Origin of the sequence: Paenibacillus jiangxiensis (genome assembly GCF_046098255.1) — a bacterium.
GTDB classification, from domain to species: domain Bacteria; phylum Bacillota; class Bacilli; order Paenibacillales; family Paenibacillaceae; genus Paenibacillus; species Paenibacillus jiagnxiensis.
This window is the reverse complement of the sequence record NZ_JBJURI010000012.1, coordinates 92,001-115,815: the sequence shown is the minus strand read 5'-3', so window position 1 is coordinate 115,815 and position 23,815 is coordinate 92,001. Positions and strand designations below refer to the sequence as shown.

Genomic DNA, 23,815 nt, shown 5'->3' with positions numbered 1-23,815 from the left:
AGAGCAGCTAATATTTAACTGAATTGAGGGAGAGTGTAAAACATGGCAGCACCGTTGATTAGTGGTACACAAGTTTCTCAGGAAATCCGTGCGGATATCAGAAAGGAAGTTGAGGAATTGAAAGCGCAAGGCCTGGTGCCTGGCCTGGCTGTTGTTCTTGTAGGCGAAGATCCCGCTTCCCAGGTTTATGTCAGAAACAAGGAAAAGGCCTGCCTTGATCTCGGTTTTTATTCCGAGGTGCACCGCCTGCCTGCGGATACTGGGCAGGAGGAACTGCTTGCACTTGTGGACCGGCTGAATCGACAGGAGTCTATTCACGGTATTCTTGTGCAGCTGCCGCTTCCCGCTCATATTGAGGAAAAGGCGGTTATCGATGCCATTGCCGTACATAAGGATGTCGATGGTTTTCATCCGGTCAACGTAGGCAATCTGGTGATCGGGGACGACAGCCTGCTGCCGTGCACTCCTGCAGGGGTGATTGAGCTGATCAAGCGGACAGGCCTTGAGATGGCGGGCAAGCATGCCGTCGTCATCGGCCGGAGCAATATTGTGGGAAAGCCGGTTTCGCTCCTCCTGCAGCGTGAAAACGCAACGGTGACGATGTGTCATTCCCGTACAACCAACATGGCCGAGCTGTGCAGACAAGCGGATATTCTCGTTGTGGCCATCGGCCGAGCCAATTTCATTGATGCCAGCTATGTGAAACCAGGTGCCATCGTCATCGATGTCGGCATGAACCGCTTGGATAACGGCAAGCTGGCAGGCGATGTTGACTTTGCAAGCGTGCAGGAAGTTTCCGGGCCGATCACGCCTGTGCCGGGCGGTGTCGGGCCGATGACGATTACGATGCTGATGAAAAATACGCTGATCGCGGCCAAACGCTCTCGCGGCTTGAAATAAGGCGGCCTGCCATGGCGGAGCAAAAAATATTTTCAATCAAGGAATTGAACAGATATATCCGTATGAAGCTGGAGTCCGACCGGGTGCTGTCCGATGTATGGATCCGCGGTGAAATTTCAAATTTCACGCATCATTCCAGCGGGCATATGTATTTCACCTTGAAAGATGAGAGCAGCCGCATCAAATCGATCATGTTCGCATCGCATAACCAGCGCCTGCCTTTTGTACCGAAGGAGGGCTCGCGTGTGATTGCGCGCGGCAACGTGTCGGTCTATGAACGGGACGGGCAGTATCAATTCTACGCCACGCATATGCAGCCGGACGGGATAGGAAGTCTCTATCTGGCGTACGAGCAGCTCAAGCAGAAGCTTGAGGCGGAGGGATTGTTTGCTCCGGAGCGCAAACGCGCGCTGCCGCGGTTTCCGCGGACGATCGGAGTGGTCACCTCCCCGACAGGAGCGGCGGTCCGCGATATTATAACAACGCTGCAGCGCCGTTACCCGCAGGCGCGGGTGTTATTGTACCCTGTGCTGGTGCAGGGAAAAGGGGCGGCTGCCTCGATTGTAAAAGCGATAGCGAAGCTGAACGAGATGATGGAGACGGATGTGCTTATTGTTGGGCGCGGCGGAGGTTCGCTGGAGGAGCTGTGGGCCTTTAACGAGGAAATAGTAGCCCGTGCCATTTATTCATCCACGATCCCCGTTATTTCGGCCGTTGGCCATGAAACGGACTTCACCATAGCCGATTTTACGGCCGATTTGCGGGCCGCCACACCGACCGCAGCCGCCGAGCTGGCGGTGCCGCATCTGGCAGAGCTTATCGACCAGGTACAGCAGCGCGAGCGGCGGCTGCGGATCGCGCTAAAGCAGCGTGTCGCTGCCGAACGGGAGCGCCTGGCCAGGCTGCAGCGCTCTCCGGTGCTGGTTCATCCAAGGCGCCATCTTCTGCAGCATGCCGAGCGCCTGGACATGCTGCGCGACAGGCTGAAGCGAGCCACAGCGAGCCGCGCGCGTCTGCACAAGGAGCAGAACGCGCGGCTGCTGCATGCGCTTGAGCGCTTTAATCCGCGGGAGCAGGTGCGGGCATCAAGGCGCCAGCTGCAGCAGTCAGAGCGCCGGATGCTGTCGTCGGTGGGTGGGGTGCTCAAGAGCAGCAGGCAGCAGCTTGCCTCTGCGGTGCGGCAGTTGGATGCGCTCAGCCCCTTGAAGGTAATGGCCAGGGGCTACAGTTTGGTGTACGATGAGCAGGAGACCAAGCTTATCAAATCGCTCCGGGACGTTCAGCCCGGGGATTTAATCAAAATAAAAATGAGCGACGGGCAGTTGGACTGCCAGGTGTGGGGAATGAAGGAGGTCGACAAGCAGCATGGCGAATGAGACAGAGCTGACTTTTGAAGAAGCGATGGCAGCCCTTGAGGATATCGTCGGACAACTGGAGCATGGGGATGTTCCGCTTGAACAGGCAATAGATCTTTTTCAGCGCGGCATGAAGCTGTCGCAGTTGTGCAGCCAGAAGCTGGAGCAGGTGGAGCGCAAAATTGAAATGATCGTGGATGAAGACGGTGAAACCCGAACGAAGCCGTTCGGGGCCGATTTTGAAGAAAACGGCGGTGAACGTGCTTGATCAGCAGGTTAGGCTTCAAGGAATATATGGAAAGCATCACTGCGGAAGTGTCGGGGGAGCTGTCCCGCATCATTCCTGAACATTGGGAGGTTCCGGAAACGCTCAAGTCCTCGATGTACTACTCGCTGCTGGCCGGCGGCAAGCGGCTGCGCCCGCTGCTGGCAATTGCGGCTGCTGAAGCATTCGGGGGCAGCAGAGCGGCAGCGATGCCGATCGCTTGTGCGGTTGAAATCGTACATACGTACTCGCTCATTCATGATGATCTTCCTCCCATGGATGATGATGATTACCGACGGGGCAAACCGACGAATCACAAGGTATACGGTGAAGCTACGGCCATTCTGGCGGGGGACGCGCTGCTGACGCATGCGTTCTACAGCATTGTACAGGCAGGACGTCGGCATGGTGTTCCAGCTGAGCGGCTGCTCTGCATTGTTGAGGATTTGGCGGAAATGGCTGGGGCGCGCGGAATGGTTGGCGGCCAGGCGGCGGATATGGCCGGGGAGCAGGGAATTACACAGCTGCAGGAGCTTGAGTTCATTCATCTGCATAAAACAGGTGATCTGATCATTTTCTCTCTGCTGGCCGGTGGCCGTATCGGGGGAGCGTCCGTCGATCAGCTTGAGGGGCTGCGCCGCTTCGGAAGGGATCTGGGTCTGGCTTTTCAGATACAGGATGATATTCTCGATCTTGTCGGCGATGAGGCCAAGCTGGGCAAGGCGACGCAGAGCGATGTGCAGCAGCAGAAGGTGACTTATCCCTATTTTATAGGGATGGACGCGTCATTGCGGGAGGTTGAACGGCTTACACAGTCCGCCAAGCAGGCGCTTGTTGACGCCGCCATTCCCGATGCCGGGCGATTGATGGAGATTGCTGACTACTTGATGAAAAGAGATCACTGATTTGACCGTCGAAGGCATGTTGTTTTTTGCCTAACCCGATCTGTGATATAATGAATGTTATTACGTTTAAGGTCAGGCAGAGTCAGATAGAATTGCAGCTTCATTTGTTAATTACTTGAAGGAAAGCGGGGAGATTCGCGTGCTGCTTCCACGAATAAAGCAACCAAGCGACTTGAAAACATTATCTGTTGATGAGCTGGCTTCTCTGTCCGAAGAAATTCGCAAATTTCTGATTGAGAAGCTCTCGGTAACAGGGGGGCACTTGGCATCGAACCTGGGAGTGGTTGAGCTCACGGTCGCCCTGCATTATTGTTATAACAGCCCTAAGGATAAAATGATTTTCGATGTAGGCCATCAGGCTTATGTTCATAAAATATTGACGGGAAGAATGGAAAGGTTCGACACGCTGCGTCAGAAGGACGGCCTGTGCGGGTTCGTCAAGCGCAATGAAAGCGAGCATGACGTCTGGGAAGCCGGCCACAGCAGCACGTCGCTGTCAGCGGCCATGGGCATGGCGCTCGCACGTGATTTGAAAGGGGAAGACAACAAGGTCATCGCCCTGATCGGGGATGGCGCTTTGACAGGCGGAATGGCTTTTGAAGCGCTTAACCATATCGGTCATGAAGGCAAGAATCTGATGGTGATCCTGAACGATAATGAAATGTCGATTGCCCCCAATGTAGGGGCTTTGCACAATTATTTGAGCAAAATCCGTTCAGACCGCCATTATTTGCGCGCCAAGGATGAGGTGGAGCAGATTCTGAAAAAAATTCCGGCCATCGGCGGCAAGTTGGCGAAATCAGCGGGACGGATGAAGGACAGCCTGAAATATATGATGGTGCCCGGCGTATTGTTTGAAGAGTTGGGCTTTACGTATTTGGGGCCGGTTGACGGTCATGATCTTTCAAAGCTGATTGATACGTTCAACCAGGCGGATAATGTGAGTGGCCCGGTCATGGTGCATGTGATTACCACGAAGGGCAAGGGCTACAAGCCGGCGGAGGCGGATTCCCATAAATGGCACGGCATTTCTCCCTATAAGATGGAATCCGGCCAGGTGCTGAAGGCCGTAGGCAACCCGATGTATACGGAGGTGTTCGGGCAGACCCTGATCGAGCTGGCCCGCGAGGATGAGCGGATCGTGGCGGTCACTCCGGCCATGCCGGGCGGCTCAGGTCTCATACCGTTCAGCAAGGTGTTTCCGGACCGGATGATTGATGTCGGTATCGCAGAGCAGCATGCGGCCACGCTGTGCGCAGCTTTAGCCATGGAAGGGATGAAGCCGGTCTATGCTGTCTATTCCACTTTTATGCAGCGCGCCTATGACCAGATTGTACACGATATTTGCCGCCATAACGCCAATGTGATGTTTGCTATCGACCGTGCCGGATTTGTCGGTGCTGACGGTGAGACACATCATGGTGTGTTTGATGTTGCCTTTATGAGACATATCCCGAATCTGGTTATGATGATGCCTAAGGATGAAAATGAACTGCGACATATGATGAAAACGGCGCTTGAATATAATGACGGACCGATTGCTTACCGATATCCGCGGGTCAATGTACCGGGAGTTCCGCTCGATGAGGAACTGCACGCCATTCCGATCGGTAAGTGGGAGTATCTGCGCAAGGGTGAGCAGTATGCAGTCATCTCTTGCGGCCCGATGCTGCAGGTAGCCGGTGAAGCTGCTGACACGATGAAGCGTGAGGGAATTCAGGTAGGAGTCATCAATGCCCGCTTCCTCAAGCCGCTGGATGAGGAAATGCTGCGCGAGCTTGCCCAGCAGCGGATGAAGCTGATTGTGCTGGAGGAAACGTCCGAGGCGGGCAGCCTTGGCAGTGCGGTGCTTGAATTTTACGCCCGTGAAGGCGTACATGATATGCATGTGCATTTGATGGGCATTCCCGATATTTTTGTAGAGCACGGCTCCATTAAGGAGCAGTGCGCGCAGGTCGGCTTAACCGCCGAGGCGGTCACTGCGGAGCTGCGCAGGATGGCTGCCCAACCTACTTTCGGCTATGGCCGGTCGGTATAGAGATAGGAGAACAACATGTCTGACCCGAAAGAAAGAATAGATGTATTGCTCGTGGAGCAGGGATTTTACGAAAGCCGGGAGAAGGCCAAAGCAGCCATTATGGCCGGTCTGGTGCTCGCGGACGGTGAACGGATTGAAAAAGCGGGAATGAAGGTTCCCCGCAGCAGCGAGCTGAAGGTAAAGGGCTCTGTGCATCCCTATGTCAGCCGCGGGGGGCTGAAGCTGGAAAAAGCAATCCGGGAATTTGGCCTGGATATGCAGGGCCGCACGATGCTTGATATCGGTTCCTCTACCGGAGGTTTTACGGACTGTGCACTGCAGCATGGAGCAGCCTATGTGTATGCAATAGATGTCGGTTACAATCAGCTCGATTGGTCGCTCCGCAATGATGAAAGAGTCTGTGTGATGGAACGGACGAATTTCCGCTATATGACCCCGGAGGATTTGAAAGGCCCAGCGCCTGATTTTGCAAGCATTGACGTGTCGTTCATATCGCTGCGCATCATCCTGCCACCGTTGGTTGCATTGCTCAAACGCCCGGCCGACATTGCCGTCCTCATCAAGCCGCAGTTTGAAGCGGGACGGGAGAAAGTCGGCAAATCAGGAGTTGTAAGGGAATCCGCAACACATAAAGAGGTGCTGCATACGGTGCTTACTTTTGCCAGGGAGCTTGGACTTTCTTTGCAGGGCCTGACCTTTTCACCGATCACAGGAGGCGAGGGTAATATTGAATTCCTGGCCCACTTGCGGCTGAACGACCCGGTCTTGCCTGATGAGGGGACGGAGCACAACCTTGATCAACTCATTGATCGTATCGTTGCGGAGGCGGGACAGACATTTGGTGGCAGATAGGCAAGAGGTTCTCATGAGTTCTTCACAAGAACTATGGGAACCTTTTTTTCGAAAAGCAAGGTAATATTGATTAACGAACTAACGTTCGCCTATAATATTGAAAGAAGGGTAAAGGAGTTTCCGGGAACGATCTCGAAATAACAAACTGAACGTCAGAACAATAAGGGCGGGAATCTGGATGGATACACGGTATGATACGTTTTTGGTTGCGGCGATTGGTGTCGTTTTGGCCATTTGGGCATTATACGCGTTCCGTTCCTGGCTGCGCAGGCCGGAGCATCCCAGGCTTCATGCCATTAAGCTGAATGAGGAGATCGAAGAAGGACCCGCCTCGGCCATACTGGAGGAGAACGGCTACGAAGTGATCGGGGGCCGGCTGCGCGTTCCTCTTTCATTTGACATCAATGGGGAAACTATAAACAGCGGTTTATATATTGATTACATAGCAGAGCGGGATGAAGGAGTCTATATTGTCAGAACCTCGCGGCGCCGTAAGCCGATAGAGTGGAGCGGCTCGGAAATCAGAGACAAATTTTTGCCTCTGCTGCTGCTTTACCCCGAGGTTGCGGGGGTTCTCTATGTGGACACGGAAGAGGGGACGGTTCGCCGGATCGAGCTGAATGCAGATGATTGGAACCATGATTAACCAATTTACAAGGAGGACTTTATGAAGGGTCAAAGGCATATCAAAATCAGGGAGATTATTACACATCAAGATATAGAAACACAGGACGAGCTGGTGGAGGCGCTGCGCGAAGCGGGCTTTCAGGTGACGCAGGCAACCGTATCCAGGGACATTAAGGAACTGCTCTTAATTAAGGTGCCCATGGATGACGGAAGATATAAATATTCGCTGCCGAGCGACCAGCGCTACAATCCGGTTCACAAATTAAAGCGGGCGCTGGTGGATAATTTTTTGCAAATTGACAGCACGGGCAACCTCATTGTCATGAAATGTCTACCGGGGACAGCGAATTCCATTGCAGCTTTGCTGGACAGCATCGAATGGCCGGAGATCATGGGCACGATCAGTGGTGACGATACCATCCTGATCATTTGCCGCACCCATGAGAACAGCACGGACGTCGTGAAACAGATTATGTCCTATATATCCTGATGAATTACCGTATGATGTTGGAGGTGTAGCAGCGGTGCTGGTTTCACTATCGATAAGAAATCTGGCAGTGGTTGAATCGGTGGATGTTCATTTCCACCAGGGCTTTCATGTGCTGACAGGGGAAACAGGGGCAGGAAAATCCATTATCATCGATGCTCTTGTGCTGATCTCGGGCGGCAGAGGAGCCGCGGATCTGGTGCGTTACGGCTGCGACAAAGCCGAGATGGAAGCTCTCTTCGAGCTTCCCGCCGGACACCCGGTGTGGGAGGTGCTTGCCAAGCTGGGTATTCAGGGCAATGCGGATGAGCACCTGCTAATTCGCAGAGAGCTTGCCTCGAGCGGCAAAAGCACCTCAAGAATTAACGGTCAGCTTGTCAATTTAAGCATGCTGCGTGAAGTCGGCGAGCACATTGTCAACATCCATGGACAGCATGAACCGCAGAACCTGCTGCGGACCGACCGGCATCTGGCGCTGCTGGATACATACGGCGACGGCATCATCGGACCTGTAAAATCCCGCTACCGCGAAAAATACAGCGCTTTTGTCAAAGCCGAGAAGGAACTGAGAGAGCTGCAGGAATCAAGCCAGAAATCGTATCAAATGCTTGATATGTACCGCTTTCAGTTAGAGGAGATCGCCTCCGCAAGATTGCAGTCCGGCGAGGATGAATTATTGGCGGAAGAACGGGTCAAACTATCCCACAGCGAGAAAATGATGGATGCCGTTGCCGGGGCATATGAGCTGCTGCAAAGCCAGCATGGGCTGGATGCCGTAAGCAGCGCGGCCGCCATGCTGGAGGACATCTCTCATTACGACAGCAAGCAACTGCAACCCATCACTGAACAGATTCAGTCCGCGTATTACCAGCTGGAGGACGCCGCTTTTCAGCTCCGCTCTTACAGGGAGCAGATTGAGTTTAATCCGGAACGCCTTCAGGATGTCGAGCAGCGACTCGCTCTGATTGCCGGCCTGCGCCGTAAATACGGAGACAGTGTTGAGCAAATCCTGGAATATTACAAAAAAATTGAGCATGAAACGGATAAGCTGGAAAACAAGGATGAGCGTCTGGAGAAGCTTACCGCACAGCGTGACAAACTGCTTGCCGGGCTGCTTGCAGCGGCCGACGAGCTGTCTGCCGCACGGAAGCAATGCGCAGAGGATCTTGCCGTACAGGTGGAAAGGGAGCTCAAGGATTTGCAGATGGGGCGAACCTCCCTGCGGGTGCGTATCGATCCGCTGGAAGATCCGCGCGGCTACGAGTGGAACGGACGCAAAATCCGGCCGACCAAGCAGGGCATCGATAATGCAGAATTTTTAATTTCAGCCAATCCAGGCGAGCCGCTCCGCCCGCTGGGCAAAATCGCATCAGGGGGCGAAATGTCCCGTGTGATGCTGGCACTCAAAAGCATCTTTGCCCGCCATGATCAGATTCCGGTGCTCATTTTTGATGAAGTGGATACCGGGGTCAGCGGACGAGCAGCACAGTCCATTGCCGAGAAGCTGTACAGGCTCTCCTCTGTCTGCCAGGTATTTTCGATTACCCACCTTCCGCAGGTGGCCTGCATGGCTGACAGCCAGTATCTCATCGAGAAAACCGTGCATGACGGCCGCACCATGACACAGGTGGAGGAATTGTCGGATGAGGGCAGGGTGAAGGAGCTGGCCAGAATGCTGGGCGGTGTGGAAATTACGGAAAAAACGCTGCATCATGCACAGGAAATGCTGAATTTGGCAAAGGCGCAGAAGAGGGAAGAACAGCGGGTAGAGTAATGATTGACAGTAATAAAAGCCTGGGGGCAAGGTTACCTTATAGGTACGCAATTGGCGACGACCTTTACTCGTCAAGCGAAAGAAGCAAAGGGAGCGTGACAGCCATTGAAAGTGAACTCCAGGAACAAACTGCCCGGACTTTTGCTTGTCTTCTTTCTTTGTCTAGGAAGTATTTTTATGTTCGTCCGGCACGCGGCAGCACAGCCGGAGAGTCATGGTGACTCCCTCAGCCATTATAAAGGCTCGATTCTACAGCTGAATGAGCTGGTTCAGCGCAGCCCGGTTTTTTCTTCTCTGCTTGCCAACCGGTCTGAGGTTCATCCTGTTCAGGAAATTCAAGTCATTCCCGGCGGCCAAACCATTGGCGTAAAGGTAAAATCAGCGGGGATCCTTGTCGTGGGTCACCACCTTGTGGTGCAGGATGGGGAGACCCGTTTGTCGCCCGGAGAGACAGCCGGAATCAGGCTGGGAGACCGCATCACTCATATTAACGGCCTTGTTCCCGATAATTTGTCGCTTGTCACGGAAGCTGTGGAACGTGCAGGCAAAGAAGGAAAACCGCTCGAGATCACTCTTAAGCGGGGAAAGCAGACCATTCATACGAAACTGACTCCGGCATATGACCGCGAGGATAAGGCATGGAGGCTTGGTTTGTATATCCGTGATTCGGCGGCCGGGGTTGGAACACTGACCTTTTATGCTCCGCAGCATGGCGTATACGGCGCGCTTGGCCACGTCATCACGGACATGAATACTCAAACCCCCATCGTCGTTGGCAGCGGGCATATCGTCCAATCCAACGTCACCTCCATCTCCAAAAGCCAAAATGGCGAACCAGGAGAGAAGCGTGCCCAGTTTACAAAAAACCATAAAGTTTTAGGCAGTATCGAAAGCAATACGAAGTTTGGCATTTTTGGCAAAATGACCGATCTTCCCGAACACAGCGTTTATTCGAAGCCAATTCCCGTTGCATGGGCTGAAGAAATTAAAGAGGGACCTGCAGAAATATTAACTGTGGTTGACGGTCAATCCGTCCAGCGTTTTAAAGCACGTATTCTGCATGTATCCAATCAAAGCGTCCCAGCAACAAAGGGGCTCGTTATCCGCATTGTGGATCCCCGCCTTATTGAGAAAACCGGGGGCATTGTTCAAGGGATGAGCGGTAGCCCCATCATCCAGAACGGCAAGCTCGTCGGAGCGGTCACACATGTGTTTGTGAACGATCCTCAATCAGGGTACGGGTGCTTCATTGAATGGATGCTGAAGGACGCCGGGATTACTCAACATAAACAGGGCAAAGCTTCTGATCTTAAGGCCGGTTAACGGCCTTAAGATTTTTTTTGTTTTCCTGTAATATGGACGTGTCGTTTTATGAAACAATATGAAGAATTTTAGCTAATAAAGTTGAAAAAGAGCAAAACCTTAAAATTATATCGGAAAGCATAAAAAAAATAAATAAAAATATTTTTCGACAGAAGGAATTGAATTCGATGTGTCGAAATTATATACTTCCGAGAGAAGAAATTGCCAAATCAAAAAAATATCTAGTGCGCCCATTAAAGGAGGAAGTCCATTGCAAAAAATTGAAGTGCTTTTGGCAGATGATAACCGTGAATTTACTAACTTGCTCGCTGAATATATATCAGACCAGGAGGATATGGAAGTTACCGGAATCGCTTACAATGGTGAAGAGGTTCTCCAGCGTATTTCTGATTCCCACAAAATCCCCGATGTGTTGATCCTAGACATCATTATGCCTCATCTTGACGGCCTGGGCGTACTTGAGCGGCTCCGCGAAATGAATTTGCCGGCGCAACCGAAAATTATTATGCTCACGGCCTTCGGCCAGGAGAACATTACGCAACGGGCTGTGCAGCTTGGAGCTTCCTACTATATTCTGAAGCCGTTCGATATGGAGGTGCTGGCTAACCGCGTGCGTCAGTTGGTTGGTGTGCAGACAGTCAGCAGCAGTTCGTCGGTCGGAATGTCCATGTCAAAATCAAATGTCGTTCCAATGGGGAAAGTCAAAAATCTGGATGCCAGCATTACATCCATCATTCATGAAATCGGTGTGCCAGCACATATCAAAGGCTACCAATATCTGCGCGAGGCAATCACCATGGTGTACAATAATATCGAAATATTGGGGGCTATCACCAAAACGCTGTATCCGGCGATCGCGGAGAAATTTAAAACAACGCCATCACGCGTCGAACGCGCTATCCGCCATGCGATTGAAGTGGCATGGACCCGCGGCAATATTGACAGCATCAGCCACCTATTTGGCTATACGATCAACATCAGCAAGTCGAAACCTACAAATTCCGAATTCATTGCTATGGTCGCCGACAAGCTGCGGATCGAGCATAAAGTATCATAAGCCACAACAATCATATGCCCGGAAGCCAGCCCAATAAATCAGCGATTTATTGGGTTCGTTTGTTCCGGTATGCTGGTGCAAAGCTGACAGGCATCATAATGGCAGAGGGGGATTGCATATGCTGTATCTGTGGATTGTTGCCGGAGCCGCAGCCGCCGGAATTATTGTATTCACTATATTACGCCTGAATAAGGGACGCAGCAAAAAAATGCAGATTCCCCGATCTACGGGAGATAATGTACTCCCTTTCCGGCGTAAAGGGAGTACGAGAAAGCCTTCCGCGCAGAAATGCAGCTTTTGCGGCAAAGAAGAGCTGTTGACCTTCTACGCAGGCGACAATGGAGTCGTCAAGGGCGTCTGCAAGCACTGCAAACCGAAAGCGGAACGCAGGGATATGCTGCCGCTGTAGATCCATGCAGCCGGTTTGGATTACGCATGCAGGGAAAGGAGCTTTTGTTGTGTCAGGGCTTAAACATTGGTTCAGCAGGCTGTTTGCCCGTAATGTGCAAATCTATACTACCTTTATCGAAGAGGATTATATGAAGGCCAAATCTGTTCTCGTAAGCAGGGGCGTTCGGCACCACACCCGGTTTATTCGCGCCAACAGTTCCAGAAGAGACGGAGCATATCCAGTCCCCTCTTCCACGACTCAATACGAAATTTATGTACGGCCCGAGGATGAGCAGACAGCCATGCAGGCACTGACAGCCATTAAAGCATAAGAGAAATGTCTATCGACGTACATCCACAGAAGCCAGACCGCATTTAGCAGTAGTTTCTCTTGCAAAAATAACCCCACCATCCAATATGGCGGGGTTAAATTATATTAACGAGCCTGTCTGTAGATCAAGTCTCCAAGCACATCTGCTACATATCGGTTTCCTCTTTGCAAATCCGACCTGCTCAGACTGAGCCACGCCGCGCGCTCATCCATGTCAAACGACCGTTCAAGCCAGCCGGAGAAGCCTCTGCCGCGGCGGTCAACCTCAACCAGCACATGAATGCCGTCACGCTCAAGGTTGAAAATAAATTCGAGCTCTTCGACCCTGCTGGAAAATTCCCGGCCCGGGTAGAATTCAATTTCCTGTACAAACGGAACGCCGCGTCCAAGTCGTGGATGATATTCACAGGTGGCCTCCTTGAATCGAAATCCAAGCTCCTGGGCAGCCTGTAATACGACGGTGGCATAAGGATGCGGGGTCACCTCGATGTAGTCGCGGTCGTTAGGATCCATGGCATTATCAATATCAAGGCCGGTATGAATCCAGACAGGCTGTCGAGACAGCGTCATCGGCGTTTCCAATGGAAGCGGGAATGAGAACGGGATTTCCAGTCTCTCTCCCTGACGGACGAGCACTCGGTCAGCCACATGGTATTTGGCGATGGTGTAGGTTTCCCTTACCTTTTTGTCATCATGCTCTCTGATATACTCTGTCATTACTTTGATATAAATATGATCTACCTTCTGTTCGACATTGCCACCCCTGATATGTACCATTCCTCGAATTTCCTCGCCTGGATGGTATGAGGCTTTTTCGAGATGCGTGTCAATTTCCGCAGCCCCAATTCCTACACTTGCAAGCATTTTGTTAAAAAAAGACATGGTAAGAACCTCCTAAAGGATATGTATGATACAGGAGTATACGTGGGGAGGAGCGGCAAGGTTTCTGTAACAACGACGAAATAAAAAAATATGACGAACTTTATAAAACCTAAAAAAGCCCACAAGGGCTTTTTATTCGCAATCCACTTTGTGAGGCGGTACAAAACAGCGCCGACAGCGCGGCTCATACGCCTCGGAATCCCCGATCATGACGATCGGGCCCACTTTAACGGGCTCACCGTTGATGATTCTCTGCGTGAAATTGCCCTCGGCACTGCCGCAAACGGCACAGAAGGCGCTCAGCTTTTCGATATCGTCTGCCATGGCCAGCAGGCCTCCGATATATCCGAATTCCTCTCCGCGGTAATCCATATTCAAGCCGTCGACAATGACATGCTTTCCGCAATAAGCTAGCTCCTGAATGAGGTTCATGATTGGACGGTTGAAAAATTGCACCTCATCAAAAGCGACAACGTCCGCGTCACGGGTCTGCTCCATAATTTTGGCTACTGTCTCTTCCGTCAGCTTGCGCGGTATGGAGATGGCAGGGAGACGATATCCGATGCGGCTGACGATCTCGTCCTTGGCAAAACGGTTGTCCTCGGCAGGTTTATAGGCGACCACCTTGCGGCGGCCGTATTTCATTAATTTTTGGCAACGGCGGATGAGCTCCCCTGATTTTTCACTGAACATAGGACCTGTAATTACGGTAATACGCCCTGTAGACAAAGCAATTCCCCTCTTTCTTTAAAGAAAACGCCACTATAGAGTACCATATGTTAAGGGAGACAGGCCAGAGACAAATGCTTGAATTTTGACAGGATACGCAGCCGCTTCATTGCCCGAAGCCGTCAAGTCTGTTACTGTAGAAAGACGGGATTACATAGCAGAAAAGAGGAATCCGGATGGATGATGTCAACTCTCGCTTCAAGCAGAGAAAGGCCGAATTGGCACGGCTCGGTCTGCTCAGCTCTGAGGCAGAGGCGCTGGTGAATGACATGCTGGAACAGCTTGATATGCTGGAGCAGCGGAATACGGCGCTTCGCCGATCGCTTCGCAACTCATCAAAAACACCGCGTATGTCCAGCAAGCTGAAGGATGCGCTTTACGAATAAGCTGCCAAATCGGGCGCTCTGATCAAGAACGGGCCGGGGTTCAGCCGAGGCTGCCGGCTTATTTGTAATGCCGTTCAAAGAGAGTAAAATAGACTTTAAATAATCATGCAGCGATAGTGGAGGTTAATATGGCAATTACATGTGATATAGCGATACTTGGCGGAGGAACGGGAGGTTATGTGGCCGCGATCCGGGCTGCCCAGTTGGGCAAGGATGTAGTCATCATTGAGCGTGATAAATTGGGAGGCACCTGCTTGCATCGCGGCTGTATTCCCAGCAAATCACTGCTTAGAAGCGCGGAAGTGTATGCAACTGTCAAGGAAAGCGAATCCTACGGTGTTGAGACGTCCGGGACCAGGCTGTTGTTCCCAAAGGTGCAGGAACGCAAGGAGCAGGTCGTGGAGCAGCTGCACCAGGGTGTTCAGTATTTGATGCGCAAAAATAAAATCAAGGTTTTGCACGGCACAGGGAGAGTTATTGGGCCGTCCATATTCTCGCCGAAAAGCGGCGCGGTTGCCGTCGAGCTGGAAGATGGGGAAATGGAGACGGTCGTGCCTGCGCATCTGATTATTGCGACAGGGTCGCGTCCGCGCTATATTCCGGGCCTCGAGCCTGACGGCAGGTTTATTTTGACAAGTGACGAGGCACTTCAGCTGGACAAGCTCCCTGCTTCAATCATCATTGTCGGCGGCGGTGTGATTGGCGTGGAGTGGGCCTCCATGCTGAACGACTTCGGCGTGGAAGTGACCGTGGTGGAGACGGCGGACAGGCTGATCCCGCTTGAGGATGAAGAGATTTCCCGTGAGCTGCAAAGGCTATTGACGAAAAGAGGCGTGAAGATCCTGACAGGCTCCCAGGTGCTGCCGGAAAGCCTCGGCAAGGATGAGGAAGGAATACAAATCGATGTGCGCCGGGAAACTGAAACAAGCACACTTACCGCTTCACAGCTACTTTTATCTGTAGGCAGACAGGCTAATGTGGAAAATATCGGACTGGAAAATACGGATATCCGGATTGAAAACGGGGTAATAGCAGTTAACGCCCATTATCAGACGGCTGAGCCTCATATCTATGCCATCGGCGACTGTATCGGCGGCGTTCAGCTTGCACATGCCGCCAGCCATGAAGGGCTAGCGGCTGTAAACCATATTTGCGGCGAGGAAGTTCATATGCTTCCTTCTCATCAGATCCCGCGCTGCATTTATACAAGACCGGAAGCAGCCAGCGTTGGCCTGACCGAGCAGGAGGCAAGAACTCGGGGGTATGAGGTGAAAACAGGCAAATTTCCTTTTCAGGCGATCGGCAAATCGCTCGTGTATGGCAGCAGGGACGGTTTTGTGAAGGTGGTTGCGGACGGGAAGACAAATGATATTCTCGGCGTTCATATGATCGGCACGCATGTCACCGACCTGATCAGCGAGGCGGCATTGGCACAGCTGCTGGACGCTACCCCATGGGAAGTGGGCCAGCTTGCTTATCCACACCCGACGCTGTCCGAGATTTTGGGCGAAGCGATGCTGGCGGTGGACGGAAAAGCGATCGGGATATAAGAGTCGCGCTTTCCTTTTCGGTGTGAAAGTGTTTTAATAAGGTTAAGCCAAGTTTTAGTACCAGGTTTTAAGACAAGATGGTATAATTAAATATGGCTTTTATAACAAGGAGGTGCCTCGATGAACGCAAAAAGCGCTGTCGACGCGCAGCTCAGGCATGAAGAACTGGGTCTGAGCAATAACCAGGTCATAGAAATGTACAGATATATGCTGCTGGCAAGAACGTTTGATGAGCGGAATCTGCTGCTCCAGCGTGCCGGTAAAATTAATTTTCACGTATCCGGAGTCGGGCAGGAGGCAGCCCAGGTTGGTGCAGCGTTTGCCCTTGACAGGGATAACGATTATTTTCTTCCCTATTACCGCGATTACGGTTTTGTGCTGTCCGTCGGCATGACTCCGCGCGAACTGATGCTGTCGGCCTTCGCCAAGGCAGAGGACCCGAACAGCGGCGGCCGTCAGATGCCGGGGCATTTTGGCAGCAAAAAGCTGCGGATCGTTACAGGCTCAAGCCCCGTGACGACACAGGTGCCGCATGCCGTTGGCGTGGCGCTGGCCGCGAAGATGCAGAAGAAGCGTATCGTTTCTTTTGTAACCTTCGGGGAAGGATCGAGCAATCAGGGTGATTTTCATGAAGGCTGCAACTTTGCGGGAGTGCACAAGTTGCCAGTCATCATTATGTGCGAGAACAACCAGTACGCTATTTCCGTCCCTGTGCACAAGCAGCTCAGCGGGAAGGTAAGCGACCGTGCGCTCGGTTACGGATTTCCCGGAATACGGGTGGACGGCAACGACGTGCTTGCCGTGTACGCCGCCGTGAAGGAAGCACGCGAACGCGCTGTTCGCGGGGAGGGCCCAACTCTGATCGAAGCGATGATGTACCGCCTGTCTCCACACTCGACTTCTGACAATGATCTGGCATACCGGACCAAGGAAGAAGTCGAAGAGAACTGGAAAAAAGACGGTGTGCAACGCATGAAAAATTATTTGATTGAATGCGGCATTTGGGATGAAGACAAGGACGCAATGCTTTCCGCCGAGCTCATCCAGGAAATCAAAGAAGCAATTGAATATGCTGACCGTGCGCCTTATCCAAAGCCTGAGGATACGCTGCTGCATGTGTACGCGGACAGCAGCGGGGAGGTCCGTTAATCATGGCGGTTATGGAATACATCGACGCCATACGTCTGGCGATGAAGGAAGAAATGGAGCAGGATGACACCGTGTTTGTTCTCGGAGAGGACGTAGGTGTCAAAGGCGGTGTTTTTACCACCACCAAGGGGCTGATGGACCAGTTCGGCGAAATGCGCGTAATGGATACCCCACTGGCGGAATCCGCTATCGCCGGAGTGGCAATCGGGGCAGCCATGTACGGCATGAAGCCGATTGCCGAAATGCAGTACTCGGACTTTATGCTGCCGGCGACGAACCAGATTATCAGCGAAGCGGCCAAAATCAGATACCGATCCAATAATGACTGGAGCTGTCCTGTCGTCATCCGCGCTCCGATCGGGGGCGGCATTTTCGGCGGGCTGTATCACTCCCAGTGCCCTGAGTCGATTTTCTTCGGAACACCTGGTCTCAAGATTGTGGCACCGTATTCTCCATACGATGCCAAGGGACTGCTGAAGGCAGCGATCCGTGATCCTGATCCTGTGCTGTATTTTGAGAATAAGAAGAGCTACAAGTTGATTAAAGGGGAAGTTCCTGAAGAGGACTATGTAGTCCCAATTGGCAAGGCCAATCTGCTGCGTGAGGGCGACGATATCACCGTTATCGGCTACAGCCAGCCGCTGCATTTTGTCATGCAGGCCGCTGAGGAGCTAGAGCGTGAGGAAGGCATTACCGCCCATGTGCTTGATTTGCGGACTTTGCAGCCGCTGGACAGGGAGGCGATCATTGCAGCCGCCCGTCGCACCGGCAAGGTTCTGATTGTGCATGAAGATAATAAAACCGGCGGTGTCGGAGCGGAGGTGTCCGCAATTATAAGCGAGGAGTGCCTGTTTGAGCTGGATGCGCCGATTGCGCGCCTGTGCGGTCCGGATGTGCCGGCCATGCCGATCAGCCCTCCGATGGAGAAATTCTTTTTGCTCAACAAGGACAAAGTGAAAGAAGCCATGCGTCAGCTTGCCTTGTATTAATGTAGCTGCGCAGTCAAGGAGTTGAACCAATGACACAGAATAATACGCAATGGACCAATGTTACCATGCCGCAGCTTGCGGAATCGCTCGTTTCCGCAACCATTGCCAAGTGGCTTAAGCAGCCAGGGGAAAGCGTGGAGCAGTTCGAGCCCATCTGTGAAGTCATTACTGATAAAGTAAATGCGGAAATCCCTTCAACGGTGGACGGAGTCATGGGCGAGCTGCTGGCTCAGGAAGGGCAGACGGTGGCTGTCGGCGAATTGATCTGTCGTATTCAGACTGCCGTAGAAGCCGGACACGCAGATGCAGCGCCTGCTTCCTCTGCCGGAGCCGAGTTGCCTGCTGCGGCCCAGACGGCTCAGACGGCTCAGCAGGGGGATCAATCCATGCGCGGCCGTTATTCACCGGCTGTGCAGACGCTTGCCGCACAGCATCAGGTCGATTTAAGCCGTGTGCCGGGCACCGGGCTGGGAGGGCGCATTACGCGCAAAGACGTATTGGCTTATGTAGCTGCAGGCGGGGCTTCAGGCACGGGAGGCCAGGAAGCCGTACAGACTGCCTCCGGCATAACTGCGGAGAGCAAGGCGAATGAGCCTGCGGCCGTTCCTACTCAGAGTATCCCGCCTGTGCGAAACAGCGGCATTCATTTGACAGAGTCTCCGAAGATACCTGCCATTGAAGTGGAGGGAGATGCTTCGGGACGTTCGGAATATTATATTGATGTCACGCCAATCCGCAACACGATTGCCCGCAACATGCGGCAGAGTGTGACGGAAATCCCGCATGCATGGACGATGATTGAGGTGGACGTAACCAATTTGGTCATGCTGCGCAACAAAATCAAGGATGAATTCAAAAGCAAGGAAGGAATTAATATTACTTATTTGGCTTTCCTGCTTAAAGCGGTAGTCAATGCGATCAAAGATTATCCGATCATGAATTCCTTCTGGGCTGTGGACAAAATCGTTGTGAAGCGGGACATTAATATTTCCCTGGCTGTAGGCACGGAGGATTCTGTACTGACTCCTGTCATTCAGAAGGCGGATCAGAAAAATATTGCGGGTCTGGCCCGCGAGATCGATGATCTTGCCCGCAAAACGCGCGAGGGCAAGCTGAAGCTGGACGATATGCAGGGCGGCACGTTCACGGTCAACAACACCGGTTCCTTCGGCTCTATTTTGTCCTATCCGATCGTCAATTACCCGCAGGCGGCCATTCTCACGTTCGAGTCCATTGTGAAGCGGCCAGTCGTCATTAACGACATGATTGCCGTTCGTTCGATGGCTAATCTCTGTCTGTCGCTTGATCACCGGATTCTGGACGGAGTCATCTGCGGAAGATTTCTGCAGCGTGTGAAGGAAAACCTGGAAGGTTATTCGCTAGACACCAAGCTTTACTGATTCTATGCCGGCCACGATGTCCGGCTGGAGGGAGAGAGCAGGTTGTGAACAGACGATTGTTCGACGTGTCGTACACACCGATGATGCCTTATGCCGAAGCATGGGATTTGCAAAAGGAAATTGTGGCCAAGCTGGATGCCGGGGAGCGGCGGGAAGCCCTGCTGCTGCTTCAGCATCCCCCTACATATACCATTGGCTCGCAGCGCCATCCGGAGCATTTGCTGCTCAGCCCGAAGGAGCTTGAGCAGCGCGGAATCACCGTGTTCCAAATCGACCGGGGCGGGGACATCACTTATCATGGGCCCGGTCAGCTTGTCGGTTATCCGCTGCTGATGCTGGGATATGGTAAGGGCCTTGATCTGCACGGGTATTTGCGCAGCCTGGAGCAGGTGATTATCAATTATCTGGCAAGCTTCGGCATTGAAGGCAGCCGCAAACCCGAATATACCGGGGTATGGGTCGGCGAATTGAAAATTGCCGCCATCGGCGTGAAATTTAACAGATGCAGGCAACGCAAAGGCTTTATCACCAGCCATGGCTTCGCTTTTAATATCAAGTCAGGCATTCAGCATGAAGGCTTTAGCGGCATTATACCATGCGGCATCCAGGAATATGGTGTCACCTCGCTGGAGGATTGCACAGGGCAGTCATTTACAGTGGAGCAGGTGGCCAAAGGGATTGTTCCTTATTTCGCGGAGCTGTTTGATTATGAGCCTGTGTTAAAAGAATAGAGCAAGGCCGGCCCATGTGGCCGGCCTATTTTAATAACCTTTTTTATTTGGAAAGGAGAGGAACGTTGTGGAGAATCGTTAGGGTTGTCCGGACGATTTAGAATGCGTATTAGTCAAGCGGTATGGTTAATTTATTAAAAAAGTAAAGGCTCAAGTACAGCCAACAGGGTTGAGCCAATCATCGCAATAAGCATGACATATACAAATATGCGGAACCATTTTTTGTGCTGCATGGGCAACTCCTTTATAATGAAAATTAGATTTGAAAAACAAAACGTGCATCTTTATTGTATCGCAATCCGGAGGGAGATGAAAGTTTCGATGATTACAAAGGATCGGTTGATTACTGAATTTATGGAACTGGTGCAGGTAGACAGCGAAACAAAGCATGAACAGGAAATTTCCGGGGTGCTGAAAGAGAAATTCGGCTCGCTTGGTTTAATTGTAAAGGAAGATGATTCGCAGGAGCGTTCCGGGCACGGAGCGGGCAACCTGATTATTACATGGGAGGCGGAAGGCGCGGAACAAGCCCCAAAAATCTATTTTACCTCTCACATGGACACGGTAACTCCCGGCCAAGGCGTCAAACCGCAGCTTGGTGATGACGGCTGGATCCGCAGTGACGGAACGACGATTTTGGGAGCGGATGACAAAGCGGGGGTTGCGGCGATGCTGGAAGCGATCCGCACTGTCAAGGAGCAGAGCATTCCGCACGGCCAGATACAGTTTGTCATTACGGTCGGGGAAGAATCCAGTCTGGCGGGGGCCAGAGCCATGAATCCGGACGATATAGACGCGGATTTCGGCTATGCCCTGGATTCCAATGGAGCTGTTGGCTCGATCTGCGTGTCGGCCCCAACCCAGGCTAAAGTTGAAATGAAAATCACAGGAAAATCCGCACATGCCGGCGTCAATCCGGAAGACGGAATCAGCGCGATACAGGTAGCCTCGAAGGCGATCAGCGCCATGAAGCTTGGCCGCATCGACAAGGAAACGACAGCGAATATCGGCAGATTTGAAGGCGGCGGTCCGACCAATATTGTGTGCGATTTTGTGCAGTTATTCGCCGAAGCCCGCAGCATTGTCCAGGAAAAGGTGGAGCATCAGATTCAGCAAATGCGCGATGCACTGGAGACGACATGCCGGGATTTCGGCGCACAGGGCGAATTCCGCAGCGAGATTGTTTATCCAGGCTTCAGCTTCTTGGAGCATGACGATGTCGTCAAATTTGCGCAGCGTGCTATCAGCAAGGTGGGACTTGCGAGCCCTACCTTCACTTCGGGAGGCGGCTCTGACGCGAATATTTTTAACGGCTTCGGCATTCCTACGGTGAATCTAGCGGTCGGTTATGAGCAGATCCATACTACACAGGAGCGAATCAAGGCAGAGGATCTGGCAAAACTGGCCGAAGTTGTTGTGGCGATCATTCGCGAGGCTGCCGAATCTCCGCAAGCATAACATCTATCGGAGTACTTTCATGGAAGACAGACTGCATCTGGCAGAAATTTATCTTGCGATAGTAGGAAGTCCTTGTTTCGAAATTTAACTTTCTGCTGTCTTAAAGAGAATTTGAATTGCAGAGACTGCCGTTGTACGGGCCTGCAGCGGCATTCCAGCCGTCAGGCCTGTTTACCGTGGGGCTGAATCAGATCAATCATCTTCGTGTCGGCCTTATTGTCTTTCAGCCATTGCCGGAGCAGCAGGCGTACCTGCCAGGCCTTTCCTGTAATGCAGAGCGAGTTGTCTGTTCGATAGCTTTTCATTATGGATATCTCCCTTTTGCCCACAGGCATGAATTATTTACAGCCTATGTATTAAAGAGACAAACTATACCCGGCCCCTAATGAGGTTCGGCCAAGAGGAGGCAGCACATGAGCACCAGCAAACCTTATTCCAATCCAGCTTTGGAGGAAACAACGATATCTACGAATTCTATCTTTGCCGGGAAGGTAATTTCCCTGCAGGTGGACACGGTCCGTCTGCCGGACGGCAGCACGGGAACGCGGGAGATTGTCCGTCACCCGGGTGCTGTTGCGGTATTGGCCATCCACAACGGCAAAATGCTTGTAGTGGATCAATACCGACAGCCGCTCGGACGCTGCGAGGTGGAAATCCCGGCAGGCAAGCTTGAGGCAGGAGAAGATCCGATAGAAGCGGCTGCACGCGAGCTGCGGGAAGAAACAGGCTATACCGCCAAATCTCTTAGGCTGCTGCAATCGTTTTATACATCACCCGGTTTTGCCGATGAAATCATTCATTTGTACGTAGCTGAGGAGCTGGAAGCCGGCGAAATGAACCCGGATGCCGACGAGTTTCTGGAGCTGTCCGAGCTGACGATGCAGGAGGCCTACGCCTGGATTCGTGAAGGAAGAATCAGTGATGCGAAAACGATCATGGCGGTATATGCCTGGCATCTTCAGCAATTTACCGGGAGCTTCTGATGACGGATCGGCTACAGGCACCACTGCATAAGTATTATGCGGATTTGCATATTCACATTGGGCAGACGGAGAAGGGCGCGGCGGTCAAAATCAGCGGCAGCAGGAATTTAACCTTTGCCAATATTGCCAGGGAGGCATCGGAACGGAAAGGAATCCAGCTGACGGGTGTTATCGACTGCCATGCGCCCAACGTGCAGGAGGATATCAGGCGCCATCTTGCCGACGGCAGTATGACCGAAATTGAGGGTGGGGGAATAGCGTACAAAAATACGGTCATTCTGCTGGGATCAGAAATTGAGATCCGGGAAGGAGCCCGGCCTGAGGCGCATGTGCTGGCCTTTTTTCCGGATTTGGACATCATGACGGACTTTAGCGGATGGATGGGCAGACATATGAAAAATGTCAATTTGAGCTCCCAGAGGCTTTATGCTCCACCGCGGGAGCTGCAGGCAGAAATTTACGGGCGGGGAGGCATCATGATTCCCGCTCATGTATTTACACCTCATAAAGGGATCTACGGCAGCTCCGCGAGGCGGATGGCCGAGCTGCTGGATCTTGACAAAATCAGCGCCGTCGAGCTCGGTCTGAGCGCGGATTCGGAAATGGCGGGTTATATTTCCGAGCTTGACAGCTTCAGCTTTCTTACGAATTCCGATGCCCACTCCCTGGGCAAAATCGGACGCGAATACAACGAGCTGTTGTTGAAAGCTCCGAATTTTACCGAGCTGAGGCTGGCCATGGAGCGTAGCGAAGGCAGAAAAGTGACCGGCAACTATGGATTGAACCCCCGCCTCGGCAAGTATCACCGCTCCTTCTGCACGGGCTGCGGCACGATTCTTGACGAGCAGGAGATTGCAGCGGACCGCTGCCAGGCATGCGGGCATGCAAAGCTGGTGCGCGGGGTGTTCGACCGTATTCTGGATATTGCCGACCGGGCTGAGCCCTTCCTTCCTGATCACAGGCCGCCTTATATTTACCAGGTGCCGCTGGAGTTTATTCCAGGTCTGGGCAAGGCCAAGCTGAACCGGCTGCTTGAACGGTTCGGTACGGAAATGAATATTCTTCATCAAGCGGACGAGGAGGCGATTGCCGCCGAGGTCGGCGGGGAGCTGGCGCGGTCCATCGTCATGGCTAGAGAAGGACGGCTGCAGCTGGTTGCCGGAGGGGGAGGAACCTACGGCAGGATTGACAGGAAAGGGTAAGCAGGAAAAGCGCAGCGGACAAGGCGGCAGCAGACTTCGTACATGCTGTCAT

At 52.5% G+C, this 23,815-nt stretch carries 26 protein-coding genes; 22 read left to right on the top strand and 4 right to left on the bottom strand.

Annotation, left to right across the window (positions count from 1 at the left end; genetic code table 11):
* The first annotated feature begins 42 nt into the window (after positions 1 to 42).
* The 13 genes from folD (at position 43) to ACI1P2_RS13580 (ending at position 12,305) form a co-directional block, all read left to right on the top strand.
* Positions 43 to 900 carry a bifunctional methylenetetrahydrofolate dehydrogenase/methenyltetrahydrofolate cyclohydrolase FolD gene (gene folD / locus ACI1P2_RS13640; protein ID WP_355320405.1) on the top strand — a complete coding sequence of 286 codons (858 nt, stop codon included), beginning with the start codon at positions 43 to 45 and terminating at the stop codon, positions 898 to 900.
* Between the two features lie 11 nt (positions 901 to 911).
* Positions 912 to 2,276: an exodeoxyribonuclease VII large subunit gene (gene xseA, locus ACI1P2_RS13635; protein ID WP_355320404.1), complete on the top strand. Its 1,365-nt coding sequence runs from the start codon at positions 912 to 914 to the stop codon at positions 2,274 to 2,276.
* Positions 2,266 to 2,523: an exodeoxyribonuclease VII small subunit gene (xseB, locus tag ACI1P2_RS13630; protein ID WP_355320403.1), complete on the top strand. Its 258-nt coding sequence runs from the start codon at positions 2,266 to 2,268 to the stop codon at positions 2,521 to 2,523. Before xseA ends, xseB begins: the two co-directional genes overlap by 11 nt.
* Positions 2,524 to 2,549: 26 nt before the next feature.
* Positions 2,550 to 3,425, top strand: coding sequence for a polyprenyl synthetase family protein (locus tag ACI1P2_RS13625; protein ID WP_355320451.1), 876 nt, complete (start codon positions 2,550 to 2,552; stop codon positions 3,423 to 3,425).
* A gap of 139 nt (positions 3,426 to 3,564) precedes the next feature.
* On the top strand, positions 3,565 to 5,463 hold the full coding sequence (gene dxs / locus ACI1P2_RS13620) for a 1-deoxy-D-xylulose-5-phosphate synthase (protein ID WP_355320450.1): 1,899 nt from the start codon (positions 3,565 to 3,567) through the stop codon (positions 5,461 to 5,463).
* Between the two features lie 15 nt (positions 5,464 to 5,478).
* Complete coding sequence (locus tag ACI1P2_RS13615) at positions 5,479 to 6,315, top strand: TlyA family RNA methyltransferase (protein ID WP_355320402.1); 837 nt, start codon at positions 5,479 to 5,481, stop codon at positions 6,313 to 6,315.
* 178 nt (positions 6,316 to 6,493) lie between these two features.
* Positions 6,494 to 6,961 carry a hypothetical protein gene (locus ACI1P2_RS13610; protein ID WP_355320401.1) on the top strand — a complete coding sequence of 156 codons (468 nt, stop codon included), beginning with the start codon at positions 6,494 to 6,496 and terminating at the stop codon, positions 6,959 to 6,961.
* 21 nt (positions 6,962 to 6,982) lie between these two features.
* Complete coding sequence (ahrC, locus tag ACI1P2_RS13605) at positions 6,983 to 7,432, top strand: transcriptional regulator AhrC/ArgR (protein WP_355320400.1); 450 nt, start codon at positions 6,983 to 6,985, stop codon at positions 7,430 to 7,432.
* A 34-nt stretch (positions 7,433 to 7,466) separates the two neighbouring features.
* Complete coding sequence (gene recN / locus ACI1P2_RS13600) at positions 7,467 to 9,203, top strand: DNA repair protein RecN (protein WP_355320399.1); 1,737 nt, start codon at positions 7,467 to 7,469, stop codon at positions 9,201 to 9,203.
* Positions 9,204 to 9,308: 105 nt separating this feature from the next.
* Complete coding sequence (gene spoIVB / locus ACI1P2_RS13595; protein WP_355320398.1) at positions 9,309 to 10,526, top strand: SpoIVB peptidase; 1,218 nt, start codon at positions 9,309 to 9,311, stop codon at positions 10,524 to 10,526.
* 250 nt (positions 10,527 to 10,776) lie between these two features.
* Positions 10,777 to 11,583, top strand: a complete 807-nt coding sequence (spo0A, locus tag ACI1P2_RS13590) for a sporulation transcription factor Spo0A (protein ID WP_355320397.1) — start codon at positions 10,777 to 10,779, stop codon at positions 11,581 to 11,583.
* 118 nt (positions 11,584 to 11,701) lie between these two features.
* Positions 11,702 to 11,992, top strand: coding sequence for a hypothetical protein (locus ACI1P2_RS13585; RefSeq protein WP_355320396.1), 291 nt, complete (start codon positions 11,702 to 11,704; stop codon positions 11,990 to 11,992).
* A 49-nt stretch (positions 11,993 to 12,041) separates the two neighbouring features.
* Positions 12,042 to 12,305 (top strand): hypothetical protein, encoded by a 264-nt coding sequence (locus ACI1P2_RS13580; RefSeq protein WP_408976218.1) that lies wholly within the window; start codon positions 12,042 to 12,044, stop codon positions 12,303 to 12,305.
* A gap of 104 nt (positions 12,306 to 12,409) precedes the next feature.
* Here the strand turns inward: ACI1P2_RS13580 and ACI1P2_RS13575 are convergent, their stop codons facing one another.
* A complete protein-coding gene (locus ACI1P2_RS13575) occupies positions 12,410 to 13,186 on the bottom strand; it encodes a sporulation protein (RefSeq protein WP_355320394.1) in 777 nt (258 codons plus the stop codon).
* 132 nt (positions 13,187 to 13,318) lie between these two features.
* Complete coding sequence (locus ACI1P2_RS13570; protein WP_355320393.1) at positions 13,319 to 13,915, bottom strand: thymidine kinase; 597 nt, start codon at positions 13,913 to 13,915, stop codon at positions 13,319 to 13,321.
* A gap of 176 nt (positions 13,916 to 14,091) precedes the next feature.
* On the opposite strand from ACI1P2_RS13570, the gene ACI1P2_RS13565 reads away from it, so the two are divergent.
* The 6 genes from ACI1P2_RS13565 (at position 14,092) to lipB (ending at position 20,120) form a co-directional block, all read left to right on the top strand.
* A complete protein-coding gene (locus ACI1P2_RS13565; RefSeq protein WP_355320392.1) occupies positions 14,092 to 14,301 on the top strand; it encodes a hypothetical protein in 210 nt (69 codons plus the stop codon).
* A gap of 128 nt (positions 14,302 to 14,429) precedes the next feature.
* A complete protein-coding gene (gene lpdA, locus ACI1P2_RS13560) occupies positions 14,430 to 15,851 on the top strand; it encodes a dihydrolipoyl dehydrogenase (protein ID WP_355320391.1) in 1,422 nt (473 codons plus the stop codon).
* Between the two features lie 120 nt (positions 15,852 to 15,971).
* Entirely contained in the window at positions 15,972 to 17,000 is a 1,029-nt protein-coding gene (locus tag ACI1P2_RS13555) for a thiamine pyrophosphate-dependent dehydrogenase E1 component subunit alpha (protein ID WP_355320390.1), read from the top strand.
* Between the two features lie 2 nt (positions 17,001 to 17,002).
* A complete protein-coding gene (locus ACI1P2_RS13550) occupies positions 17,003 to 17,989 on the top strand; it encodes an alpha-ketoacid dehydrogenase subunit beta (protein WP_355320389.1) in 987 nt (328 codons plus the stop codon).
* 29 nt (positions 17,990 to 18,018) lie between these two features.
* Positions 18,019 to 19,389, top strand: a complete 1,371-nt coding sequence (locus tag ACI1P2_RS13545) for a dihydrolipoamide acetyltransferase family protein (RefSeq protein WP_355320388.1) — start codon at positions 18,019 to 18,021, stop codon at positions 19,387 to 19,389.
* 44 nt (positions 19,390 to 19,433) lie between these two features.
* Positions 19,434 to 20,120 (top strand): lipoyl(octanoyl) transferase LipB, encoded by a 687-nt coding sequence (lipB, locus tag ACI1P2_RS13540; RefSeq protein ID WP_355320387.1) that lies wholly within the window; start codon positions 19,434 to 19,436, stop codon positions 20,118 to 20,120.
* A gap of 134 nt (positions 20,121 to 20,254) precedes the next feature.
* On the opposite strand, the gene prli42 is transcribed toward lipB, so the two are convergent.
* Positions 20,255 to 20,353, bottom strand: a complete 99-nt coding sequence (gene prli42 / locus ACI1P2_RS13535; protein WP_355320386.1) for a stressosome-associated protein Prli42 — start codon at positions 20,351 to 20,353, stop codon at positions 20,255 to 20,257.
* 88 nt (positions 20,354 to 20,441) lie between these two features.
* Between prli42 and ACI1P2_RS13530 the strand changes: the two genes are divergently transcribed.
* Positions 20,442 to 21,578: a tripeptidase T gene (locus tag ACI1P2_RS13530; protein WP_355320385.1), complete on the top strand. Its 1,137-nt coding sequence runs from the start codon at positions 20,442 to 20,444 to the stop codon at positions 21,576 to 21,578.
* Between the two features lie 161 nt (positions 21,579 to 21,739).
* Here the strand turns inward: ACI1P2_RS13530 and mciZ are convergent, their stop codons facing one another.
* Positions 21,740 to 21,883 (bottom strand): Z-ring formation inhibitor MciZ, encoded by a 144-nt coding sequence (gene mciZ / locus ACI1P2_RS13525; RefSeq protein WP_355320384.1) that lies wholly within the window; start codon positions 21,881 to 21,883, stop codon positions 21,740 to 21,742.
* Between the two features lie 108 nt (positions 21,884 to 21,991).
* Between mciZ and ACI1P2_RS13520 the strand changes: the two genes are divergently transcribed.
* Entirely contained in the window at positions 21,992 to 22,561 is a 570-nt protein-coding gene (locus ACI1P2_RS13520; RefSeq protein ID WP_355320383.1) for an NUDIX hydrolase, read from the top strand.
* Complete coding sequence (locus tag ACI1P2_RS13515) at positions 22,561 to 23,763, top strand: endonuclease Q family protein (RefSeq protein WP_355320382.1); 1,203 nt, start codon at positions 22,561 to 22,563, stop codon at positions 23,761 to 23,763. Before ACI1P2_RS13520 ends, ACI1P2_RS13515 begins: the two co-directional genes overlap by 1 nt.
* The last annotated feature ends 52 nt before the right edge of the window (positions 23,764 to 23,815 follow it).